Here is an 18,873-nt window from a genome sequence, read left to right as displayed (position 1 = left end):
CTCATCGGGCTCCTCCACCTCCACCAGGCTGGCGAACCACCTGTCGCAGGAACGGGATCCAGAGGCAGTCCCGACTTGCCCCCCTCAGACCCCCCCCCCCCCCCCCCCGGGGGCGGCCCCCCCCCCCCCCCCGCCCCCCGGTCCTGACCTGGGCCGCGCAGTGCGACGAACCGTCAGTGCGACGAACCGTCAGTGCGACGGCGGCGCGTCCGGCTCGACTGCCAGGACGATGCGGGGATGGTCGGCGGGCAGGCCCTCGAAGCGCGGCGGGCGGCGTTCACGGAAGGACGCGACCCCCTCCCGGTAGTCGGGTTTGCCCCGAGCGACGTCCAGGACGGTGTTCGCGGCCAGCCGGGACTGTTCGATGTCCGCCGCGTTATCGCGGGCCAGTTGCTGCTTGACCTGGGCGACCGCCCACGGGGAGCAGTTACGGGCCACGTCCCGGGCCCAGTCCAGGGCCGCGGGCAGCAGCTCGTCGGGTTCGACCAGCCGGTTGGCGAGCCCCATCCGAACGGCCTCGTCGCCGCGCACGACCCGGCCGGAGAACAGCAGGTCGGCGGCGTGCCCGGCGCCGACGAGCCGGGGCAGCAGCCAGGTGACGGCGTCCTCGGCGATCAGTCCCCGGCGGGTGAACGACGTCGTCCACTTCGACCGGGCGGTGGTGAACCGCAGGTCGGCCATGAGGGCCTGGACGAACCCGACCCCGGCGCACGCCCCGTCGACAGCGGCGATGATCGGCTTGGGCACCGTGCGCGGGATCGTCGCCGAGGGACGCACCGGGCGGACGAAACTCGGATCGGTCGTCGCCCGGCGCAGCACCTCCATGTCCATCCCGGCGCAGAACGCCTCACCGGCGCCGGTCAGCACGATCACCCGGACGCCGGGATCGGCCATGGCCTCGTCCAGCAGCGCGACGTAGCGCAGCTCCATGTCATACGCCCAGGTGTTGCGCCGTCCCGGCCGGTTGAGGGTGAGCAGCAGCACCCCGTCGTCGTCCAGCTGACGCAGCACCGTGTCCTCCGGTGCCAGCTCGCCCAGCGCCACCCTCTGGGACGCCGTGGCCTGGGACGCCGTGGTCTGGGACGCGGGGGGCGTTTCTCCCACGGCGGCTAGGCCGGCAGCGCGGCGGCGGCGGTGCCGCTGATGACCTGGACGCCGTCGCCGTTGACGGTGACGACGTCCAGCTCGACGATCCGACGGCCGTCCGACTCGGTGATGCCGGTCACCGTCAGGGTGGCGACGAGCCGGTCACCGGGCCAGACCTGGCTGCGAAAGCGCACGCCGTAGCGCAGCAGCTCACCGTCGCCGATGAAGTCGGTGACGGCCTTGCCGGTCATCCCCATGGTGAGCATGCCGTGGGCGAACACACCGGGGTAGCCGGCGGCCTCCCGGGCGTACACGTCGTCGGTGTGCAGCGGGTTGTAGTCGCCGGACGCCCCGGCGTACATGACCAGCCGGGTTCGGGTGAGATCCTCGGTCAGCACCGTCTCGACGGTGTCACCGACAGCGATGTCAGCGGCGGCGGCCGTGCGCGGGCTCACTGCGCCACCCCCGCCGTCGCGCCACCCTCGGCCGGGGACTCGACGACCTTCGACGGGATGACGACGACGGAACGTGCCGTCACCACCAGCTCGCCGGCCGCGTCCCGGAACTCGGTGATGGTCTCCCGGAACGTCAGCGAACCACCACGCCGCCCGGCCTTCTCCCATTCCTTGCCGGGAATCTGGACGGCGGTGAGCACATCACCGACCCGGACCGGACGGTGGTACTCGTAGCTCTGCTCGGCATGCAGGCTGCCACCACCGGATGTCGCCGGGGTGGGCACACCCGACGGGGTGCGGCCGGAACCGCGCCACGGTTCGCCGTACTTCGGGCGCAGATGGAACTCCGGGTCGAACTGGGCACCGGACTGCGTGAAGGTCGGCGGAGCGCCGGCCGTCCCGTCGCCGTAGGCGGAGTCCGGATAGCCGACGGCCCGGGAGAACAGCAGGACCGCGCCCGCCTCCACCGGGAAGGTATAAGTGCTCACCGCACACCCACATCCATCGAAATCGTCTGAGAAGCGCTGGTTCAGCGGGCGTCGCGCAGCACGTTGCGTGCGATCACCAGCTGCTGGATCTGGCTCGTGCCCTCGTAGATACGGAACAGTCGGGCGTCCCGGTAGAAACGCTCCACCGGCACGCCACGCATGTACCCGCTACCACCATGGATCTGCACGGCGCGGTCGGCGATACGACCCACCGCCTCCGAGGCGAAGTACTTCGCGGTGGACGGGCCGATCCGCCGGTCGCTGCCGTCGTCGAACGCGGCGGCGACCTCCTTCACCAGGGCCCGGGACGCGTGCAGGTCGGTCACCGAGTCCGCCAGCAGGCCCTGGATGAGCTGGTGCTCGCCGATCACCTTGCCGCCCTGCACCCGCTGGGAGGCGTAGGCCACCGACTCGTCCACCAGACGCTGCGACATACCCACGCACAGCGCGGCGATGTGGATGCGCCCGTGGGCCAGGCACTTCATCGCCGTGGCGTAGCCGCGGCCCTCACCAGCCGGGCCGCCGATCAGGGTGTCGGCGCTGACCCGCAGGTCGTCGAAGTAGACGTCCGCGGTCCAGGCCCCGGCCTGCCCCATCTTCGGGTCCTTCGGCGCCACCCGCAGCCCGGGGGTGCCGCGCTCCACCATGAACGTGCTGATGCCCCGGCCGCCCGACGAGCCCTCCTCGGAACGGGCGAAGACCATGAAGACATCGGCGTTCGGCGCGTTGGTGATGTAACGCTTCGAACCGTTGATGACCCAGTCGTCACCGTCGCGCCGGGCCGTGGTGGCAAGGCCGGCCGGGTCGGAACCCGCGCCTTCCTCGGTCAGCGCGAAGGACGCCACCCACTCACCCGAGGCGATCTTCGGCAGATATGCCTTCTTCTGCTCCTCGGTGGCGCCTTCGAGCAGGACGTGGCCGGCGATTCCGTTGTTCGTCCCGAACATCGAGCGGAAGGACGGCGTGGTGTAACCGAGTTCGAATACCAGCCGCGCCTCCTCGCTCATCGAAAGGCCGAGGCCGCCGTAGATCTCCGGAATGGCGAAACCAAAAAGACCCATGTCCGCGGCCGCCACGCGAATGCGGTCCGGAATCGAGTCCTTCTCCTCGATCTCCGTCTCGGCGGGTACAACCTCTTCGCGCACAAAACGGCGTACCGAGGCTACGACCTCGTCGATGATCTCGCTGCTCACCCGACCGTCACCACCCGAATCCAGATCAGTGTTTCTGCTGTTATGGCGTTATGGGCACCGCCGCTGCGCGCCACGGTCGAGGGCTCCCCCGCGACGGTTCGATCCCGCAACAGACATGATCCGCAACAGACATAGTGAAAAACGCTTCAAATGGTAGGGGTGCCACCGCCCGGCCGCAACCGATCGCTCCCACACCGGACCAGCCCGGGATGTGTGCCGCGACACGGCGACCGAAGACGTTCTCGCCGGCCGGGAAACCCGGCTTCGAGGCGTGTTGCCCGGATCGGGTGGACCATGTTAATAAGCTCGCTGTTGTCCCGCTCCGGGAGCGCGGCGGCGCCCGCCCGTGGCACTCGCCCGCGGGCACGCGTGGCCGGGCGTGACAGCGTCCTGTCCGTCGGCGGTCACAACGCCGGGCGTGCGCACCCCCGGTTCCCTTACGGTCAGGGCGGGGACGACCGAGGGACGACCCCGGCCGCCACACCGCCACACCGCCACACCGCACCACCGCCGCCCCCGCACCACCGCCGCCCGAGGTGGCGCCCCGCGACAGACGACGAGGAGCTGGACATGGGCAGGATCGCGCAGACCGACGGGCTCACCGACATCCAGGCCGACATCCTGGCGGCCGTGCGCACCTTCGTGGACAAGGAGATCCTGCCGAACGCGGGTGACCTCGAGCGCAAGGACGAGTACCCCGAAGAGATCATCAACGCGATGAAGGACATGGGGCTGTTCGGCATCATGATCCCCGAGGAGTACGGCGGCCTCGGCGAGTCGCTGCTCACCTACGCCCTGGTGGTCGAGGAGATCGCCCGCGGCTGGATGAGCGTCTCCGGTGTGATCAACACCCACTTCATCGTCGCCTACCTCGTCGCGCAGCACGGCAGCGAGGAACAGAAGGCCCGGCTGCTGCCGAAGATGGCCACCGGGGACGTCCGCGGCGCGTTCTCGATGAGCGAGCCCGGCTGCGGCTCCGACGTCGCCGCGATCACCACCCGCGCGACCCGTGACGGCGACGACTACGTCATCAACGGCCAGAAGATGTGGCTGACCAACGGGGCCCGCTCCAGCGTGGTCGCCACCCTGGTGAAGACCGACGAGGGTTCCGACTCGGTCTACAAGAACATGACCACGTTCCTGTTGGAGAAGGAGCCGGGCTTCGGCACCTCCAACGGCCTCTCCATCCCCGGCAAGCTCGAGAAGCTCGGCTACAAGGGCGTCGAGACCACCGAGATGATCCTCGACGGCCACCGCGTGCCCGCCTCGTCGATCCTCGGCGGCGCCGAGAAGGCCGGGCGCGGCTTCTACCAGATGATGGACGGCGTCGAGGTCGGCCGGGTCAACGTCGCCGCCCGCGCCTGCGGCATCATGATCCGCGCCTTCGAGCTCGGGATCGCCTACGCCCAGCAGCGGCACACCTTCGGCCGCCAGATCGCCGACCACCAGGCCATCGCCTTCAAGCTCGCCGAGATGGCCACCAAGGTCGAGGCCGGCCACCTGATGATGGTCAGCGCCGCCCGCAAGAAGGACTCGGGCCAGCGCAACGACGTCGAGGCCGGCATGGCGAAGTACCTGGCCAGCGAGTACTGCTTCGAGGTGACCACCGAGTCGTTCCGCATCCACGGCGGCTACGGCTACTCCAAGGAGTACGAGATCGAGCGCCTCTACCGCGAGGCCCCGTTCATGCTCATCGGCGAGGGCACGTCCGAGGTGCAGAAGCGCATCATCAGCCGCGCCCTGCTCAAGGACTACCGCCTCAACGGCTGACGTCCCGCTCGCCGGCCGACGGACGCCACGTCGGCCGGCGAGTCGCCGTACCGCCACTGACCACGACCCCATCATCACGAGATCGAGGCGACCCATGCAGTTCGGCCGGTACTACGAGGAGTTCGAGGTCGGCGCCGTCTACAAGCACTGGCCAGGCAAGACGGTCACCGAGTACGACGACCACCTGTTCTGCCTGATCACGATGAACCACCACCCGCTGCACCTCGACCTGAACTACGCCGAGAAGACCACCCAGTTCAAGCGGAACGTGGTCGTCGGCAACTACGTCTACTCGCTGCTGCTCGGGATGTCCGTCGCCGACGTCTCCGGCAAGGCGATCGCGAACCTCGAGGTCGAGTCCCTGCGCCACGTCGCACCGGTCTTCCACGGCGACACGATCTACGGCGAGTCGACCGTCCTGGACAAGGTCGAGTCGAAGTCCAAGGACGACCGCGGCATCGTCACCGTCGAGACCCGCGGCCACAACCAGGACGGCACCCTGGTCTGCATCTACCGCCGCAAGGTCATGGTCCCCAAGCGCGCCTACGGTGAGGCCCGCGGCGGCGAGCAGCCCGGCCGCCCCGAGCCCGTCGCCCCCAAGCCCAGGTCCTGACCCCAGGTCGCGGCGGTTCCACACCGGCAGCCGCGTCCCTGGTCGTTTCCCGGAGATCAGGCCCGCTCCTGATCTCCGACCGCGGTACAGAACCTCGGGAACGTCGTTCTCGTTTCTGATGCCGAGGGTTGTTCGGCCTGTAGCCCCTGAATTCCCGAACAACCCTCGGCATCACGGCTCATAACCCTCGGTATGACCACCAAGCCGTCGGTGCCACGGCCTGAGCCCTGATGCGGCCTGAGCCCCGATGCGGGCCAGCCAGCTCCCAGCCACCCTGCTCGGCAGCGAGGTCAGACGATCACGCCAACGGCCTGCGCCAGACGGAGACGTGGTAGCCGCTCGTGGCGGTGAACGGTTCGCCGGCCCAGCCCGCCCACCGTTCGGCCAGCTCCAGCCCGGCGATCCGGCCCATCAGATCCAGCTCACTCGGCCAGACGTCCCGCAGGTCGACCGGGTAGGTCCGCACCCCGCCCGGCCCGAGGACGATCCTCCGGTTGCGAATCCGCTGGGTCACCGGGTCATGGACCGCCGCGTTCAGGTGCGTGGACTCCCCCGTGAAACGGTCGACGTCCAACCGCTGCCCGCGCTCCCAGCGGGTGGGATCGGGGACGAACGTCTCCAGCACGAACCAACCGCCGGGCCGCAGCGCCGCCGCCACCTTGACGAAGCAGCCGACCTGCGCGTTCTGGTCCGCAAGCCCGCAGAACGTGCTGAACACGACGTAGACCAGCGCGAACTGCTCACCGGGCACATCGAATCCGGCGAGGTCGGCGAAGTCTGCGAGCCTGAGCTCGATATCGGACCCACCGGGCTTGTCTCGCAGTCGGCCCAGCATCCGCGGCGAGGCGTCGATGCCGACCACCTTCGTCCCCAGTGCCGCGAGCGGAAGCGCTACCCGGCCGGTTCCGATACCAAGTTCCAGCGCCGGCCCCGCACCGGCCTTCGCATGCAGGAACTCGGCGGCGTCGAATGCGGCGGCCTGGCGGTCCGGGCCGGAAAACCACCCGTCATATTCATCGGCGATCGCTTCGCCGTAAACCACCGGATCAAGAAAACCGTCATCCTGATCAATGTGAACCATGGCAGATCTTTTATCAGGAGTCACGGTGCGATCGCACCTCAGTTTCGCGACCACACCGAGAACCATCAGGATCCGGTGCGCCGCCCGACACCCCGGCAACAACGTCACCCTCCGCACCGGGCCCACCAGGAACATCGCCGCCAGCGAGCACGCAGAACGATCACGGTAGCCTTGTGGGGGGCAAATCGGACAGGAATACCCCCACGGCGACCCGTGTAGGAACGACCCCATCCATCCAGCGGATGAAAGGGACAAAACGCCGGCCGCAAAGGTCACGGAGCGTGAATCTCACGCCGGGCGGGGCCTGTCCACGACCCGCGGACGGTTCCGCGGAACACCACCGGCCGGGGCCGAAGCCCCGGCCGGTGGCGCGGGTGGGTCAGGAGGCGATGCGCTCGTAGATGGCGGTGATGCCCTGGCCGCCGCCGATGCAGAGGGTCTCGAGGCCGTAGCGGACCTCGCGGCGGTGCATCTCGTGGAGCAGGGTGGCCAGGATGCGACCGCCGGTGGCGGCGACGGGGTGGCCGAGGGAGATGCCGGAACCGTTGACGTTGAAGCGGTCCCAGTCGGCGGCGGACCAGTCGCCGGCGGGGAAGCCCCACTCGCGGGTGCAGGCGAGGACCTGCGCGGCGAACGCCTCGTTGAGTTCGATCAGGTCGATGTCGGAGAGCTTCAGGCCGGCGCGGTCGAGCGCCTTCGCGGTCGCGGGGACCGGGCCGATACCCATCCGCGACGGTTCGACGCCGGCGACGGCCCAGCTGACCAGGCGGGCCAGCGGACGCAGGCCGAGCCGCTCGGCGGCCTCGGGGTGGGTGACGACGCAGACCGAGGCGCCGTCGTTCTGGCCGCTGGAGTTGCCGGCGGTGACGGTGGACTCGGCGTCCTCGCGGCCCATGATGGGACGCAGCCGGCCGAGGGTCTCCATGCTGGAGTCGGCCCGCGGGTGCTCGTCGGTGTCGATGACGGCGGTGGCCTTGCGGCTCTTCACCGTCACCGGGATGATCTCGTCCTTGAACCGGCCCTCGGCCTGGGCGGCGACGGCGCGCTGGTGTGAGCGCAGCGAGAACTCGTCCTGCTCCGCACGGGAGATGCTGTACTCGCGGCGCAGGTTCTCCGCGGTCTCGATCATGCCGCCGGGGACGGGGTGGTTCACGCCGCCGGCGGTCGTGCGACCGCGGGCGAGGGCGTCGTGCAGGGTGAGGTTGCCCGAGTTCGGACCCCAGCGCAGGTCGGTGGAGTAGAACGCGGCGTTGCTCATGCTCTCCGCACCGCCGGCGAGCACGACGTCGGCCACACCGGTCTGCACCTGCATCGCGGCGAACGCGACGGCCTGCACGCCCGACCCGCAGCGCCGGTCGAGCTGCAGCCCGGGGACGGTGATGTCCAGGCCCGCGTCGAGGGCGACGACCCGGCCGAGCGCCGGAGCCTCCATCGTCGGGTAGCAGGATCCGAACAGGACGTCGTCGATGTCCGCGGAACCCAGCCCCGTGCGCTCGAGCAGGCCACGCAGGACGGTGGCGCCGAGCTCGTGGGCGGTCAGCCCCTTGAAGACACCGCCGTAGCGCCCGACCGCGGTCCGGACCGGCTCGCAGATCACCGCGTCACGCATGAGAACTCCTGTCTGCACCTACGCCATCCCGGGGGACGACCCTCGAACGTCTCGTCCTGGGCCGGTTGCGAACAGCACGATAACTCGGCCGGGACACACATTCCCGAATCGCAGGAACGCTCTGATCATTCCCGTAAACGTCCTGATCATGGGCCTGTTGTGGGGTGATCGGCATTTCTGGCGCCGTCCACGGCGGCAAAGTAGGCTCTTGCGCCGGTGACCTCGCCGCCGTGTCCGACCCGTTGGTCTGGCCCGCGCACCTGGGCACCCCGGCACACGCTCCCCGGCTTCGGCCGCCCTGTGGCCGCCAGACCTGGCACCGTCGGAGCTGGCAGCTGACCTGGATGGCATGCCCACCGTGAACTAGGAGATGCTGATGAGCGAAACCCGACGTGTCGCGATCGTGACCGGGGCGGCCCGGGGGCTTGGCGCTGCCACGGCCCGCCGGCTCGCCACCGATGGCTTCGCCGTCGCCCTGCTTGACCTGGACGAGGCCGGCGCCAAGGAAGTGGCCGACAGCATCGTCGCCGAGGGTGGCCAGGCGCTGGCCGCCGTCGCGGACATCAGTGACGCCGCGCAGGTCAGCGCCGTCGTCGCCCGGGTGGCCAGTGAGCTCGGCCCGCCCACCGTGCTGGTGAACAACGCCGGTATCACCCGCGACAACCTCATCTTCAAGATGCCCGAGGCCGAGTGGGACCTGGTGCTCGCCGTCCACCTGCGTGGCGCGTTCCTGATGACCCGTGAGGTGCAGAAGTACATGGTCGAGGCCAGGTACGGCCGGATCGTGAACCTGTCCAGCACGTCGGCGCTGGGAAACCGCGGCCAGGCGAACTACGCCGCCGCCAAGGCCGGCATCCAGGGTTTCACCAAGACGATCGCCCTCGAACTGGGCAAGTTCGGCGTCACCGCCAACTCGGTCGCCCCCGGCTTCATCGCGTCCGAGATGACGAAGGCGACCGCCGAGCGCCTCGGCAAGGACTGGGACGAGTACAAGATCGAGCGGGCCAAGTCGATCCCGGTCGCCCGCGTCGGTGTCCCCGACGACATCGCGCACACCGTGTCGTTCCTGGTCAGCGAGGGTGCCGGGTACGTCTCCGGCCAGGTCATCTACGTCGCCGGCGGCCCGCGCAACTGACCCGTCCGGCCAACACCACAGCGGCCAACACCGCAGCAGCTAACACCGCAGCAGCTAACGAGGTGGAGTGATGACGGGCACCGAGGTCGTGGTCGTGGATGCCTGCCGGTCGGCGATCGGCAAGCGCAAGGGTTCACTCAAGGACGTCCAGGCACCGGATCTGCTCGGGGATGTGCTTCGCGGGCTGATCGACCGCACCGGCCTCGACCCGGCGCTCGTCGGGCAGCTCGTCGTCGGCTGCGTCAGCCAGGTCGGCCAGCAGGCGGCGAACATCGCCCGTAACGCCTGGCTCGGTGCCGGCCTGCCCCTGGAGGTCGGCGGTTCCACCGTGCAGGCCCAGTGCGGGTCGTCGCACCAGGCGACCACGCTGGCGCACGCGCTGGTCGGCTCGGGACTGATCGACATCGCGGTCGTCGGCGGTATCGAGTCGATGAACCAGGTGCCGATCAACGCCAGTGTCGACGTGCCCTTCGGCACCGGGCGGGGCGAGCGGTTCCGCGAACACTACGAGGTGACCACCCAGTTCGAGGGCGCGGAGCGCATCGCCGAGCAGTGGAACATCACCCGTGACGATCTCGATGCCTACGCGCTGCTCGCCCAGCGGCGCGCGGCCGTCGCCGTCGCCGAAGGCCGTTTCACCGGTCAGATCGTCCCCGTCTCGGCGCCGGTCACCGACGACGAGGGCACCGTCGTCGGCCACAAGCCGTTCACCATGGACGAGGCGCTGCGGCCCACCACCCTCGAGGGTCTGGCCAAGCTGAAGACGAACATGCCCGACCGTCCCGGCGGCAGCCGGCACACCGCGGGCACGTCGTCCCAGTTCGCCGACGGCGCCTCGGCGATCCTGCTCACCAGCGCCGACCGCGCGCAGCAGCTCGGCCTGCCCGCCCGCGCCCGGCTGGTCCACTCGGTGCTGGTCGGCTGTGACCCGGTGACGATGCTCACCGGGCCGATCCCGTCCACCCGCAAGCTGCTCGCCGAGACCGGCCTGACCATCGACGACATCGACGTGTTCGAGGTCAACGAGGCGTTCGCGTCGGTCGTGCTGGCCTGGCGCAAGGAGCTCGGCGCCGACCTGGACAAGGTCAACCCCAACGGGGGCGCCATCCCGTTCGGCCATCCGCTCGGCGCGTCCGGCGGCATCCTGCTGACCCGTGCCCTGCACGAGCTCGAGCGCACCGGCGGTCGCTACGGCCTGATCACCATGTGCTGCGGCGGCGGCCTGGGCACCGCGTCCCTGATCGAACGGCTCTGATCCCGTCCGGCTGAGACCCCGTCCCACTGACCGCGCCCGCCCGGCTCGACAGGCCGCGCGGTCGGTGGGACGAGCCGCGCGGTCAGTGGCAGGACATGCCGCCGTCGACGGCCAGCGTGATGCCGGTGACGTAGGACGAGCCGGGTGCCGCGAGGAAGATCACGGCGGCGTCGAGTTCGTGGGACTCGCCGATGCGAGGCAGGATGCCGGTGTTGGTGATGAACGCGGTCAGGGTCTCGCGGGGGACGTCCGCGGTCAGTTCGGTCTCGAAGTAGCCGGGGGCGATGGCGTTGACGCGGATGCCCTTGCGGTCGGACCACTGCTGGGCAAGGTCGCGGGTGAGGCCGATCAGACCGGACTTGCTCGCGCTGTAGGCGGCCTGCGGGGTGTACGACTTGACCAGACCCAGCACGCTCGCGATATTGATGATGGACGAGCCGGGGCGCATGTGCCGGGCACAGGCCTGGGCGGCCCAGTAGGCGCCGTTGAGGTTGATGTCGATGACCCGGCGGAACTCGTCGGGCTTCTCCCGCGAGGCGGGGACGGCGGTGCCGATGCCGGCGTTGTTGATCAGGATGTCGATCCGGCCGAACTCGGCGAAGGCCGCGTCGGCGAGGGCCGTGCAGGCGTCGGGGTCGGCGATGTCGGTCTCGACGGCGAGGGTGCGCCGTCCGGTGGTCTCGGCGACCGTGGCCGCGACCTCGCGCAGCCGGTCGGCGCGGCGGGCCGCCAGCACCACGTCGGCGCCGGCCTCGGCGAGAATCCGGGCGAACCGGGCGCCGAGCCCGGAGCTCGCGCCGGTGACGACGGCGACCCGGCCGTCGAGCCGAAACAGATCGAGCACGCCACCGACTCCGGTGGCGGGGCTGTCACCGCTCATGCCGGGACCGCCTTTCCGTCGTAGGTACGGTCCGCCAGGGCCTGCAGGCCGGCGGCGGCGAGCGGGGCGGTGGCCTCACCGACCCGGTCGAAGCCTTCGCCGCGGGTGAGGCCCTGCAGGTGACGGGCGTGAATGCCCTCCGCGATCACCGCGATCTTGAAGTAGGCCAGGCCGAGGTAGAAGGAGAACACGCCGAGGCCGCGGCCGGTGGCGGCGACGTACCGGTCGATCAGGGCGTCGGCGGCGGGCATCCGCGGGCTGGTGGCGGCGGCGGAGCCGGCGAGTACCGGGGCGAACGCCGGATCGGCGTAGGCCAGGTGCAGACCGAGGTCCGCGAGCGGGTCACCGAGGGCGGCCATCTCCCAGTCGACGACGGCGCGGATGTCGGTCGGGTCGGCCGGATCGAGGATGACGTTGTCGATGCGGAAGTCTCCGTGCACGATCGACGCGCCGGACTCGACCGGGCAGAGTTCGGCGAGTCGGGCGTGCAGCGCGTCCACATCGGGCAGTTCGGCGGTACGGACCCGCTGCCACTGGTCGTACCACCGACGGACCTGGCGGGTGAGATAACCCTGCGGCCGGCCGAAGTCGGCCAGGCCCACCGCGGCGGGGTCGACGGCGTGCAGCCGGGCGAGCACGTCGACGAGCGCGAACGCGCAGGCGTCCACCTGGGCCTGGTCGAGCGCGGCGAGCTCCTCCTCGGTGCGGATCACCGAGCCGTCGACGAACTCGACGACCGCGAACTGCACGCCGAGTGGGCCGGTCGCGTCGCTGGACGCCACCGCCCGGGCCACCGGCACGCCGCTGTCGGCGAGCGCCGAGACGATCCGGTACTCCCGCAGCATGTCGTGGGCGGACGGGGTGAGCCCACCGAGCGGCGGGCGGCGCAGCACCCAGCGGTACTCGCCCGCGGTGAGCAGGTAGGTCAGGTTGGACCGGCCGCCCGAGAGCAGCCTCGCCGACAACGGCCCGGTGAAGCCCTCGACCCGCTCGGCGAAATACGCCTCGAGCGCGGGCAGATCGAGTCCCTCGACTCCGGTGGCGCGGTTCTCGGTCACGCCGCTCACCGACCGGCACCGGACGTGGCGGCGTGGCGGGCGACGCGGCGGGCGATCGCCCAGCGGTGGGTCTCGGACGGACCGTCGTAGATGCGGAACGGCCGGACCTCACGCAGGAAACGACTCAGCGGGACATCGCCGGAGACGCCGAGCGCGCCGCAGATCTGCAGCGAGCGGTCGACGACCCGGTAGATCGCCTCGGCGCAGAACGTCTTGGCGATCGCGGTCGACTGGGCGCCGGAGCGACCCTGGTCGAGCTCCCAACAGGCCTGGTTGATCAGCCCACGGGAGGCGGCGATGTCGATCTCGTTGTCGGCGATCATCTGCTGGATCATGCCGAGCTCGACCAGGCGCGAGCCGAACATCTCCCGCTCGTTCGCCCGGCGCACGGCGATGTCGCGGGCGTGCTTCGCGATGCCCAACCAGCGCATGCAGTGCGTCATCCGGGCGGGACCCAGGCGCACCTGGGCGTAGCGGAAGCCCTCGTCCACCTCGCCGAGGACGGCGGAGTCGGGCACCTCGCAGTTGTCGAAGACCAGCTCGCAGTGGCCGCCGAACAGCGTCTCGTCCAGCGTCTCGATGTGCCGGATGATCTTCATGCCTGGATTGTCGGCGTCGACCAGGAACATCGTCGCGCCGCCGGTGGCGACCCCGGGCTCACCGGAGGTACGCGCCATGCAGATCGTGAAGCCGGCGCCGTCCGCGCCGGTGATGAACCACTTGCGGCCGTTGATCCGCCAGCCGCCGTCGATCCGCTCGGCACGGGTGAGCAGCGCCCGCGGGTCGGAGCCGGCGCCGGGGGCGGGTTCGGTCATCGCGAAGCAGGAGCGGATCTCCCCGGTGGCCAGCGGCCGCAGGTACCGCTCCTTCTGCTCGTCGGTCGCGACGATCTCGAGCATGTGCATGTTGCCCTCGTCGGGCGCGGCGATGTTCAGCGCCAGCGGGCCGAGCAGGGCGTAGCCGGCCTCCTCGAACACGGTGGCGCGCCCGCGCATGTCCAACCCGTGACCGCCGTACTCGGCGCTGACGTGCGGGGCGAACACCCCGGCCGCGCGGGCGGCGTCCTGCAGCTCACGGCGCCGCTCCGGCGTGGGGGCGACGACGCCGTCGCGGGCCTCGAGCGGCAGCACCACGTCGCGGACGAACGCGGCGGTGCGCTGGGCCAGATCGGCGACGAACGGCTCGGGGGCGAGGTCAATGGTCATCAGGTCTCCACCGGAGCGGCGTTGCTGGCAGCTGATGGCGACCGATACCGGCCGCGTTTAGCTAATGGTCGTTAGCGTAATTCTAGAAGGGGTATCCATCCCTCGCAACAGGTGCGGGCTAGGATCGGAAGGCCACGAGAACATCACCTGGCTAGCGACCGTTAGCGGCCTTGGCAGCTGCCGGTGGCCATTGGACGCCGTGGGTGGCCGCTGGACGCCGGATGGGCATCCGCATCGACGTTCAGGCGGTCACGCCGGCCGCCGGGCGCCGGGCGCGGGGGGATCGGGAGGGGGACGGATGGGCCGGACCGGCTCGGAGCGTTCCGGGGAGATCCTGGCCGCCGCGCTCGACCTGTTCACCCGCCTCGGCTACGAGGCGACCACGATGGCGGACATCGGCGCCGCCATCGGGGTACGCGGGCCCAGCCTGTACCGGCATGTGGCGTCCAAGCAGGACATCCTGGCCCAGATCATGACGCGGACGATGACGGAACTGCTGGGCGCGCACCGGTCCGCGCTCGCCGGTCTCGCCGGCACCGCGCAGGACGATCCGGTCGAGCGGCTGCGCCGGGCCACCGAGGCGCATGTGCGCTACCACGCGCGGCACCGGCGGGAGGCGTTCATCGGCAATCGGGAGATCCGCAGCCTGGTCGCGCCGGGGCGGGCCCGGGTCCTGACGCTGCGTTCGGAGTACGAGCGCTGTTTCCGGGATCTGATCGAGACCGGTATCCAGGCCGGGCGCTTCGATGTGACGTCCGCGCGGCTGGCCTCCTACGCCATTCTCGATCTCGGCATGGGAGTGGCCGTGTGGTTCCGCGACGGCGGTGAACCGGGCGAGGACGCGGTGGTCTGGCAGTACGGCCAGTTCGCACTGCGCCTGGTCGGCGCGCGCTGAGTTCGATGGTCACGGTGTCAGGCGGTCACGGTGTCAGGCGGTCACGGTGCCGCTCAGACGCCGGCCGGGCCGCTACCGGTTGCCTTGCTGGCACGCTGGGCGGCTTCGGCGACCTGGCGGCCCAGCGCATGCATCTCGCGGCTGCTGAGGTCGTAGCTCGGACCGAGCAGCATCAGGGCGGCGACGACCTTGCCGGCGAGGTCGAGCACGGGTGCGGAGATCTGGGTCACCCGCCCACTGACCTCGTCACTGGCCTCGGGCACCGGAATCAGGTACTCGGAGTGCTGCATCAGGTCGACCAGTTCCTCCTGCTTGCGACGGGCGGCGCTCACATCGGGGGCCGCGTCCATCAGCGAGAAACCGGTGGAGAAGTCGGGAATCTGGCCGCTGGCGACAGTGATGCTGTAGCCCCGGGCCCGGATGGCCTGTAGGGCGTCCTCCCAGATCCGCATCTGGCCGCCGGGCAGGGTGTCATCGACGCGGGAGAGCCAGGCGACGGAGTCGGCCTCGCTCCAGGCGACGAGTACCGCCCCGAACGGCGGCACCAGGGGCATCGACTGGCCGGGCCGGGGGCGCAGGCCCAGCGGCGGGCCCCAGTCGGACACCGACATCACCCGGGTCTCGGTCCCCGCCCGGGCCGACACGGCCACGCAGGCACCGAGTTTCTGGGCGAGATCCTCCGCCTCCCGGCTGGCCGCGCTCAACGTCGGGTTGATCACCCGGGTGACGTCACCCAGCGCGATGCAGAACGCGCCCAGCTCGTAGCGCAGCCCCGGCTCGCGACGAACCACGAGACCGTGCTCGGCCAGGGCCTGCAGAATGGAGTCGCAGGTGGCCCGCGGAATGCCCACGGACCTGGCCAGCTCCGAGACCGAGTAGGACTCGGAGGGCCGCCGTGCCATGAGCCACAGCAGCTGGCCGGCGCGCAGAACGGCCGGGGACGGGTTGATCGGCATGTTCATCCCCAGGGGATGGTGTGGGCACGACGGGTTTCGCTAGTATTTCAAACAGGACGCCCATATACTAGCATCACTTTGGCCGCCTCTCCGCCACGATCCACTACCGTCGGTGCAAAATGCTGACTTCTGGTATTCATTCGGCACACAACGTTCACCTGGACGCCGCGCGGCCAGGGAAGGACTGCGTTACGCAGTCGAATCGCAGCCCGGAGGAGCAACCCGAACGGGCGGGCCCGCGACCGGACCGGCAACCCCCGGTGCTCCCGGGCCCCGCCCAGGGCCACCGGGGGCGAGCCGCGCACGCGGTCAGGTCAGGCGGGTCGCGGCCTCGCGCCGCAGGGTCGCCTTGATGATCTTTCCGGTGGACGTCCGGGGAAAGTCCTCGACGGCCTGGACGTACTCCGGTGTCTTCTGCCGGCCGAGGCCACCCTCGATGAGACGCTCCCGCAGCACCGTCGGTGTCGGCACGGTCGCGTCCGCGGCCAGCCGCAGCACCGCGCAGGCCTTCTCGCCGAACCGCTCGTCGGGTACGGCGACGACCGCGACCTCGAGCACCTCCGGCGCGACCTTGAGAATGAGCTCCTCGACCTCGGCGGCACTGATGTTCTCGCCGCCCCGGATGATGATGTCCTTCTTGCGGTCCGTGATCGTCAGGCAGCCCTGGTCGTCGAGGACGCCGACGTCCTCGGTGCGGTACCAGCCGTCATCGTCGAACGCCGTCAGGTTGATGGTCGCGTCGGTGTAGCCCAGGCACAGGTCGGGCCCTCGCGACCAGATCTCCCCCGGCACCCCGACCTCGGTCGGCTCGCCCGCGTCGTCCAGCAGTCTGATCTCCACCCCGGCCAGCGGCCGGCCGTCGGTGTAGAGCCGGGAGCGCTTGTCGTCCTCGTGACGACTGCCGGTGATCGACGGGTGCTCGGTCGAGCCGTACATGCGGACCACCGAGGTACCGGCCGCGGTCGCCCGGTCCGAGAACGCCTCGGGCACCGCCGCACCGCCAAGCCCCACGTAGGCGAGGTAGCGCATGTGCTCGGGAGTGAGGTCGGGATGGTCGAGCAGGCTGCCGAGAAAGTACGTGGAGCCGGCACCGGTGGCCAGCTTGTGGCGCAGCACGATCTCCAGCACCCGCTTCGGGTCCCAGACGTCGATCATGTTGACCTCGGTGCCGCCCAGCACCGGCATCTGCAGGGCGGCCAGCATGCCCATGAAGTGACCGATGGGCGTGCCGGTGAGGTTGTTCAGGCCGCCACCGGAGTTCATGGCGCGCAGCTGGTCGGCCTCGAAGCAGATGGTGTTGTGCGAGTGGATGACGCCCTTGGGCTGCGAGGTCGTGCCCGAGGTGAAGGCGATGATGGCCGGGGAGTCCGGGTCCACCTGGGCTGCCCCGGCCAGGGGCTCGGACGCCTCGAGCTCCTCGAACGCCACGGCGCCGGCCGGCAGCTCCGCGTCACTCGCGCCGACCACGGCCAGCACCCGCAGCGACGGCAGGTCCGTGACGACCTCACCGAGGTCGTCCAGGTAGGTGCGCCGGCCGAAGCGGGCCGCCGTGACGAAGGCGGCGGCCTCGGTGCGACGCAGGATGAACGCCACCTCCTTCGCCCCGTAGAAGTGCACGATCGGGACGACTGTGGCGCCGAGGAAGGCGGTCGCGTAGAACGCGACGGCCCCCTCGACCCAGTTGGGCAGCTGGAAGGCGACCGCGTCGCCCGGTCCCACCCCGCGGGCCCGCAGGCCGCCGGCCACCGCCAGAGCGCGGGCCCGCAGCTCACGGAACGTGCCCTCCCAGGGCCGTTCCAGGGAGTGGACCCGCAGAATCTGATCACCGTGTTCGCGCAGCGCGTCTTCGATCCGTACGCCCATCGGGACGTCGCCCCACAGACCGTCCGCCCGGTACCGTTCCGCCAGGTGAGCCGGAACGTCACGGGTGACCCATTGCTTTTCTGACCTGGGCTTGTCTGACACAGCAGCTTCCTCGTCAACGCAGTTCGACAGTGGTCAACGCAGTTCGACAGTGACGGCTCGGTGGCCGGTGGATCGCGTACCGCGGACTACGGGCCGCGGACTACGGCTGCCGGATGTCAGAGGCCGACAAGGGCGAACACGTCATGGTCCGCCGCGGCGCTGCCCAGGCGGTGCAGCAGTTCGGCGCGTACCTCGGGCCGCACGATCTGCGTGATCCCCCACAGGTAGAAACCGTGCAGGATGCCGCCGCGCAGATCGCGCCAGGCGGCGTCCCAGGCGGGCGGTTCGACCCCACCGGCACGCAGTTCGTCGAGATAGTGGCGCAGCAGGTCCTTCTCGTGGGTCCGACGCTCCCCGGGGGACAGCGTCGACCCCAGGTGGTAGCCCACGTCCAGGTACCAGGGACCGCGCTGGGTGAGCTGCCAGTCCAACAGGGCCGGACGACCGTCCGCCTCGAGGTACAGATTGCCGACGTGCGCGTCGCCGTGGATCACCGACCAGACCGGAGCGGCGGCGGTCTGGTCGGCCAGCGCCCGGTAGGCCGCCACGAGCCGGTCGGCGTCGCGCACCTCGGCCGGGACGCCTGCACCGACCTCGGTCTCGAAGTTGATCTTCCGGATCACCTCGGCGCTCATCAGGCCGCAGAGAGTGTGCAGCCGCGGCGCCAGCCACGGCGTGTCCGCGATCTTGGGGCTCAGCCAGGTGGCGGCGTGCAGCCGGGCGAGCTGCGCGAGGCTCTCGGCGACCCGTTCCGGGCCGTACTCGCTGGTCGGGTCGAGGAAACGGGCGCCCTGGGCGACGACATCCTCGGTGATGACCACGCTGTCGTGGGTCCGCGGATCGACATCCGCATACAGGCTGTTCAGGGTACGCACGCCGGTGGCATGCGCCAGGTCACGATAGAAGTAGACCTCGAAGGCCCCGACCGCGCGGGCGGCCGCACCGCCCTCGGTGAAGTAGCCCTTGCCGCACAGATGAGCGGACAGGCCCTCGGGAAGGCCGCCCGCCGCCTCGATCTCGAAGCGGGCGTTGGTGGAGACCCGGCTGACGATCGGACCAGGCGTGACCTTGGTGATCCGCACGCCCGGAAAGCGCTCGGCAAGAGCCGTGTTCAGCCACTGTGGCGACTGCAGCTCCGCCAGCTCGGTGGGGATCGGCACGATGCGTTCGCTGCTTAAGCTCATCCGTCACCTCGGAATGCTAGCATTATAGCGCTGACGATGGCATGT

17 protein-coding genes are annotated in these 18,873 nt (G+C 70.2%); 5 read left to right on the top strand and 12 right to left on the bottom strand.

Annotated features, from left to right (window positions below; genetic code table 11):
* Window positions 1-189 precede the first annotated feature (189 nt).
* From MXD61_RS14140 to MXD61_RS14125, 4 genes are all read right to left on the bottom strand, one after another.
* Window positions 190-1,044 carry an enoyl-CoA hydratase-related protein gene (locus MXD61_RS14140; RefSeq protein WP_248813524.1) on the bottom strand — a complete coding sequence of 285 codons (855 nt, stop codon included), beginning with the start codon at window positions 1,042-1,044 and terminating at the stop codon, window positions 190-192.
* A 65-nt stretch (window positions 1,045-1,109) separates the two neighbouring features.
* Window positions 1,110-1,541 carry a MaoC/PaaZ C-terminal domain-containing protein gene (locus tag MXD61_RS28090; protein WP_248813522.1) on the bottom strand — a complete coding sequence of 144 codons (432 nt, stop codon included), beginning with the start codon at window positions 1,539-1,541 and terminating at the stop codon, window positions 1,110-1,112.
* Window positions 1,538-2,029, bottom strand: a complete 492-nt coding sequence (locus MXD61_RS14130; RefSeq protein ID WP_163548049.1) for a MaoC family dehydratase N-terminal domain-containing protein — start codon at window positions 2,027-2,029, stop codon at window positions 1,538-1,540. Before MXD61_RS14130 ends, MXD61_RS28090 begins: the two co-directional genes overlap by 4 nt.
* Before the next feature lie 41 nt (window positions 2,030-2,070).
* The gene (locus MXD61_RS14125) at window positions 2,071-3,222 is read right to left on the bottom strand and encodes an acyl-CoA dehydrogenase family protein (RefSeq protein WP_248813519.1); all 1,152 of its coding nucleotides are present in this window, start codon (window positions 3,220-3,222) and stop codon (window positions 2,071-2,073) included.
* Between the two features lie 570 nt (window positions 3,223-3,792).
* On the opposite strand from MXD61_RS14125, the gene MXD61_RS14120 reads away from it, so the two are divergent.
* Both MXD61_RS14120 and MXD61_RS14115 read left to right on the top strand, forming a co-directional pair.
* Window positions 3,793-4,992: an acyl-CoA dehydrogenase family protein gene (locus MXD61_RS14120; RefSeq protein WP_163548051.1), complete on the top strand. Its 1,200-nt coding sequence runs from the start codon at window positions 3,793-3,795 to the stop codon at window positions 4,990-4,992.
* A gap of 94 nt (window positions 4,993-5,086) precedes the next feature.
* The gene (locus MXD61_RS14115) at window positions 5,087-5,605 is read left to right on the top strand and encodes a MaoC family dehydratase (RefSeq protein WP_248813517.1); all 519 of its coding nucleotides are present in this window, start codon (window positions 5,087-5,089) and stop codon (window positions 5,603-5,605) included.
* 298 nt (window positions 5,606-5,903) lie between these two features.
* Here MXD61_RS14115 and MXD61_RS14110 read toward each other — a convergent pair whose 3' ends face one another.
* Window positions 5,904-6,962: a class I SAM-dependent methyltransferase gene (locus tag MXD61_RS14110; RefSeq protein WP_248813516.1), complete on the bottom strand. Its 1,059-nt coding sequence runs from the start codon at window positions 6,960-6,962 to the stop codon at window positions 5,904-5,906.
* Between the two features lie 103 nt (window positions 6,963-7,065).
* A complete protein-coding gene (locus tag MXD61_RS14105; RefSeq protein ID WP_163548054.1) occupies window positions 7,066-8,295 on the bottom strand; it encodes an acetyl-CoA C-acetyltransferase in 1,230 nt (409 codons plus the stop codon).
* 376 nt (window positions 8,296-8,671) lie between these two features.
* Here MXD61_RS14105 and fabG point away from each other — a divergent pair, with 376 nt between their 5' ends.
* Window positions 8,672-9,430, top strand: a complete 759-nt coding sequence (gene fabG / locus MXD61_RS14100; protein ID WP_248813515.1) for a 3-oxoacyl-ACP reductase FabG — start codon at window positions 8,672-8,674, stop codon at window positions 9,428-9,430.
* 70 nt (window positions 9,431-9,500) lie between these two features.
* Entirely contained in the window at window positions 9,501-10,685 is a 1,185-nt protein-coding gene (locus MXD61_RS14095; RefSeq protein WP_248813514.1) for an acetyl-CoA C-acyltransferase, read from the top strand.
* Between the two features lie 82 nt (window positions 10,686-10,767).
* Here the strand turns inward: MXD61_RS14095 and MXD61_RS14090 are convergent, their stop codons facing one another.
* Genes MXD61_RS14090 through MXD61_RS14080 form a run of 3 tightly spaced genes read right to left on the bottom strand, consistent with a single transcriptional unit; the run spans window position 10,768 to window position 13,828 of the window.
* Window positions 10,768-11,565 carry an SDR family NAD(P)-dependent oxidoreductase gene (locus tag MXD61_RS14090; protein ID WP_248813513.1) on the bottom strand — a complete coding sequence of 266 codons (798 nt, stop codon included), beginning with the start codon at window positions 11,563-11,565 and terminating at the stop codon, window positions 10,768-10,770.
* Window positions 11,562-12,623: a phosphotransferase family protein gene (locus MXD61_RS14085; protein ID WP_248813512.1), complete on the bottom strand. Its 1,062-nt coding sequence runs from the start codon at window positions 12,621-12,623 to the stop codon at window positions 11,562-11,564. The genes MXD61_RS14090 and MXD61_RS14085 overlap by 4 nt, the downstream gene beginning before the upstream one ends.
* A 5-nt stretch (window positions 12,624-12,628) precedes the next feature.
* A complete protein-coding gene (locus MXD61_RS14080) occupies window positions 12,629-13,828 on the bottom strand; it encodes an acyl-CoA dehydrogenase family protein (RefSeq protein ID WP_248813511.1) in 1,200 nt (399 codons plus the stop codon).
* Window positions 13,829-14,126: 298 nt separating this feature from the next.
* Between MXD61_RS14080 and MXD61_RS14075 the strand changes: the two genes are divergently transcribed.
* On the top strand, window positions 14,127-14,723 hold the full coding sequence (locus tag MXD61_RS14075; RefSeq protein WP_248813508.1) for a TetR/AcrR family transcriptional regulator: 597 nt from the start codon (window positions 14,127-14,129) through the stop codon (window positions 14,721-14,723).
* 53 nt (window positions 14,724-14,776) lie between these two features.
* Here the strand turns inward: MXD61_RS14075 and MXD61_RS14070 are convergent, their stop codons facing one another.
* From MXD61_RS14070 to MXD61_RS14060, 3 genes are all read right to left on the bottom strand, one after another.
* Complete coding sequence (locus MXD61_RS14070) at window positions 14,777-15,679, bottom strand: IclR family transcriptional regulator (RefSeq protein WP_248813506.1); 903 nt, start codon at window positions 15,677-15,679, stop codon at window positions 14,777-14,779.
* 309 nt (window positions 15,680-15,988) lie between these two features.
* Entirely contained in the window at window positions 15,989-17,644 is a 1,656-nt protein-coding gene (locus MXD61_RS14065) for an AMP-binding protein (protein ID WP_248813504.1), read from the bottom strand.
* 116 nt (window positions 17,645-17,760) lie between these two features.
* Window positions 17,761-18,828: a phosphotransferase gene (locus MXD61_RS14060; RefSeq protein WP_248813502.1), complete on the bottom strand. Its 1,068-nt coding sequence runs from the start codon at window positions 18,826-18,828 to the stop codon at window positions 17,761-17,763.
* Window positions 18,829-18,873: the final 45 nt, after the last annotated feature.

Origin of the sequence: Frankia sp. AgPm24 (genome assembly GCF_023243055.1) — a bacterium.
Classification (GTDB): Bacteria; Actinomycetota; Actinomycetes; order Frankiales; family Frankiaceae; genus Frankia; species Frankia umida.
This window is presented reverse-complemented; position numbering and strand designations above follow the sequence as displayed.

Bases quoted from the DNA above. Each gene is read 5' to 3' on its own strand.
- MXD61_RS14120 (WP_163548051.1), top strand. From the start codon at position 3,793: ATGGGCAGGATCGCGCAGACCGACGGGCTCACCGACATCCAGGCCGAC.
- MXD61_RS14115 (WP_248813517.1), top strand. From the start codon at position 5,087: ATGCAGTTCGGCCGGTACTACGAGGAGTTCGAGGTCGGCGCCGTCTAC.
- MXD61_RS14105 (WP_163548054.1), bottom strand. From the start codon at position 8,295: ATGCGTGACGCGGTGATCTGCGAGCCGGTCCGGACCGCGGTCGGGCGC.
- fabG (WP_248813515.1), top strand. From the start codon at position 8,672: ATGAGCGAAACCCGACGTGTCGCGATCGTGACCGGGGCGGCCCGGGGG.
- MXD61_RS14095 (WP_248813514.1), top strand. From the start codon at position 9,501: ATGACGGGCACCGAGGTCGTGGTCGTGGATGCCTGCCGGTCGGCGATC.
- MXD61_RS14090 (WP_248813513.1), bottom strand. From the start codon at position 11,565: ATGAGCGGTGACAGCCCCGCCACCGGAGTCGGTGGCGTGCTCGATCTG.
- MXD61_RS14080 (WP_248813511.1), bottom strand. From the start codon at position 13,828: ATGACCATTGACCTCGCCCCCGAGCCGTTCGTCGCCGATCTGGCCCAG.
- MXD61_RS14075 (WP_248813508.1), top strand. From the start codon at position 14,127: ATGGGCCGGACCGGCTCGGAGCGTTCCGGGGAGATCCTGGCCGCCGCG.
- MXD61_RS14070 (WP_248813506.1), bottom strand. From the start codon at position 15,679: ATGCCGATCAACCCGTCCCCGGCCGTTCTGCGCGCCGGCCAGCTGCTG.
- MXD61_RS14060 (WP_248813502.1), bottom strand. From the start codon at position 18,828: ATGAGCTTAAGCAGCGAACGCATCGTGCCGATCCCCACCGAGCTGGCG.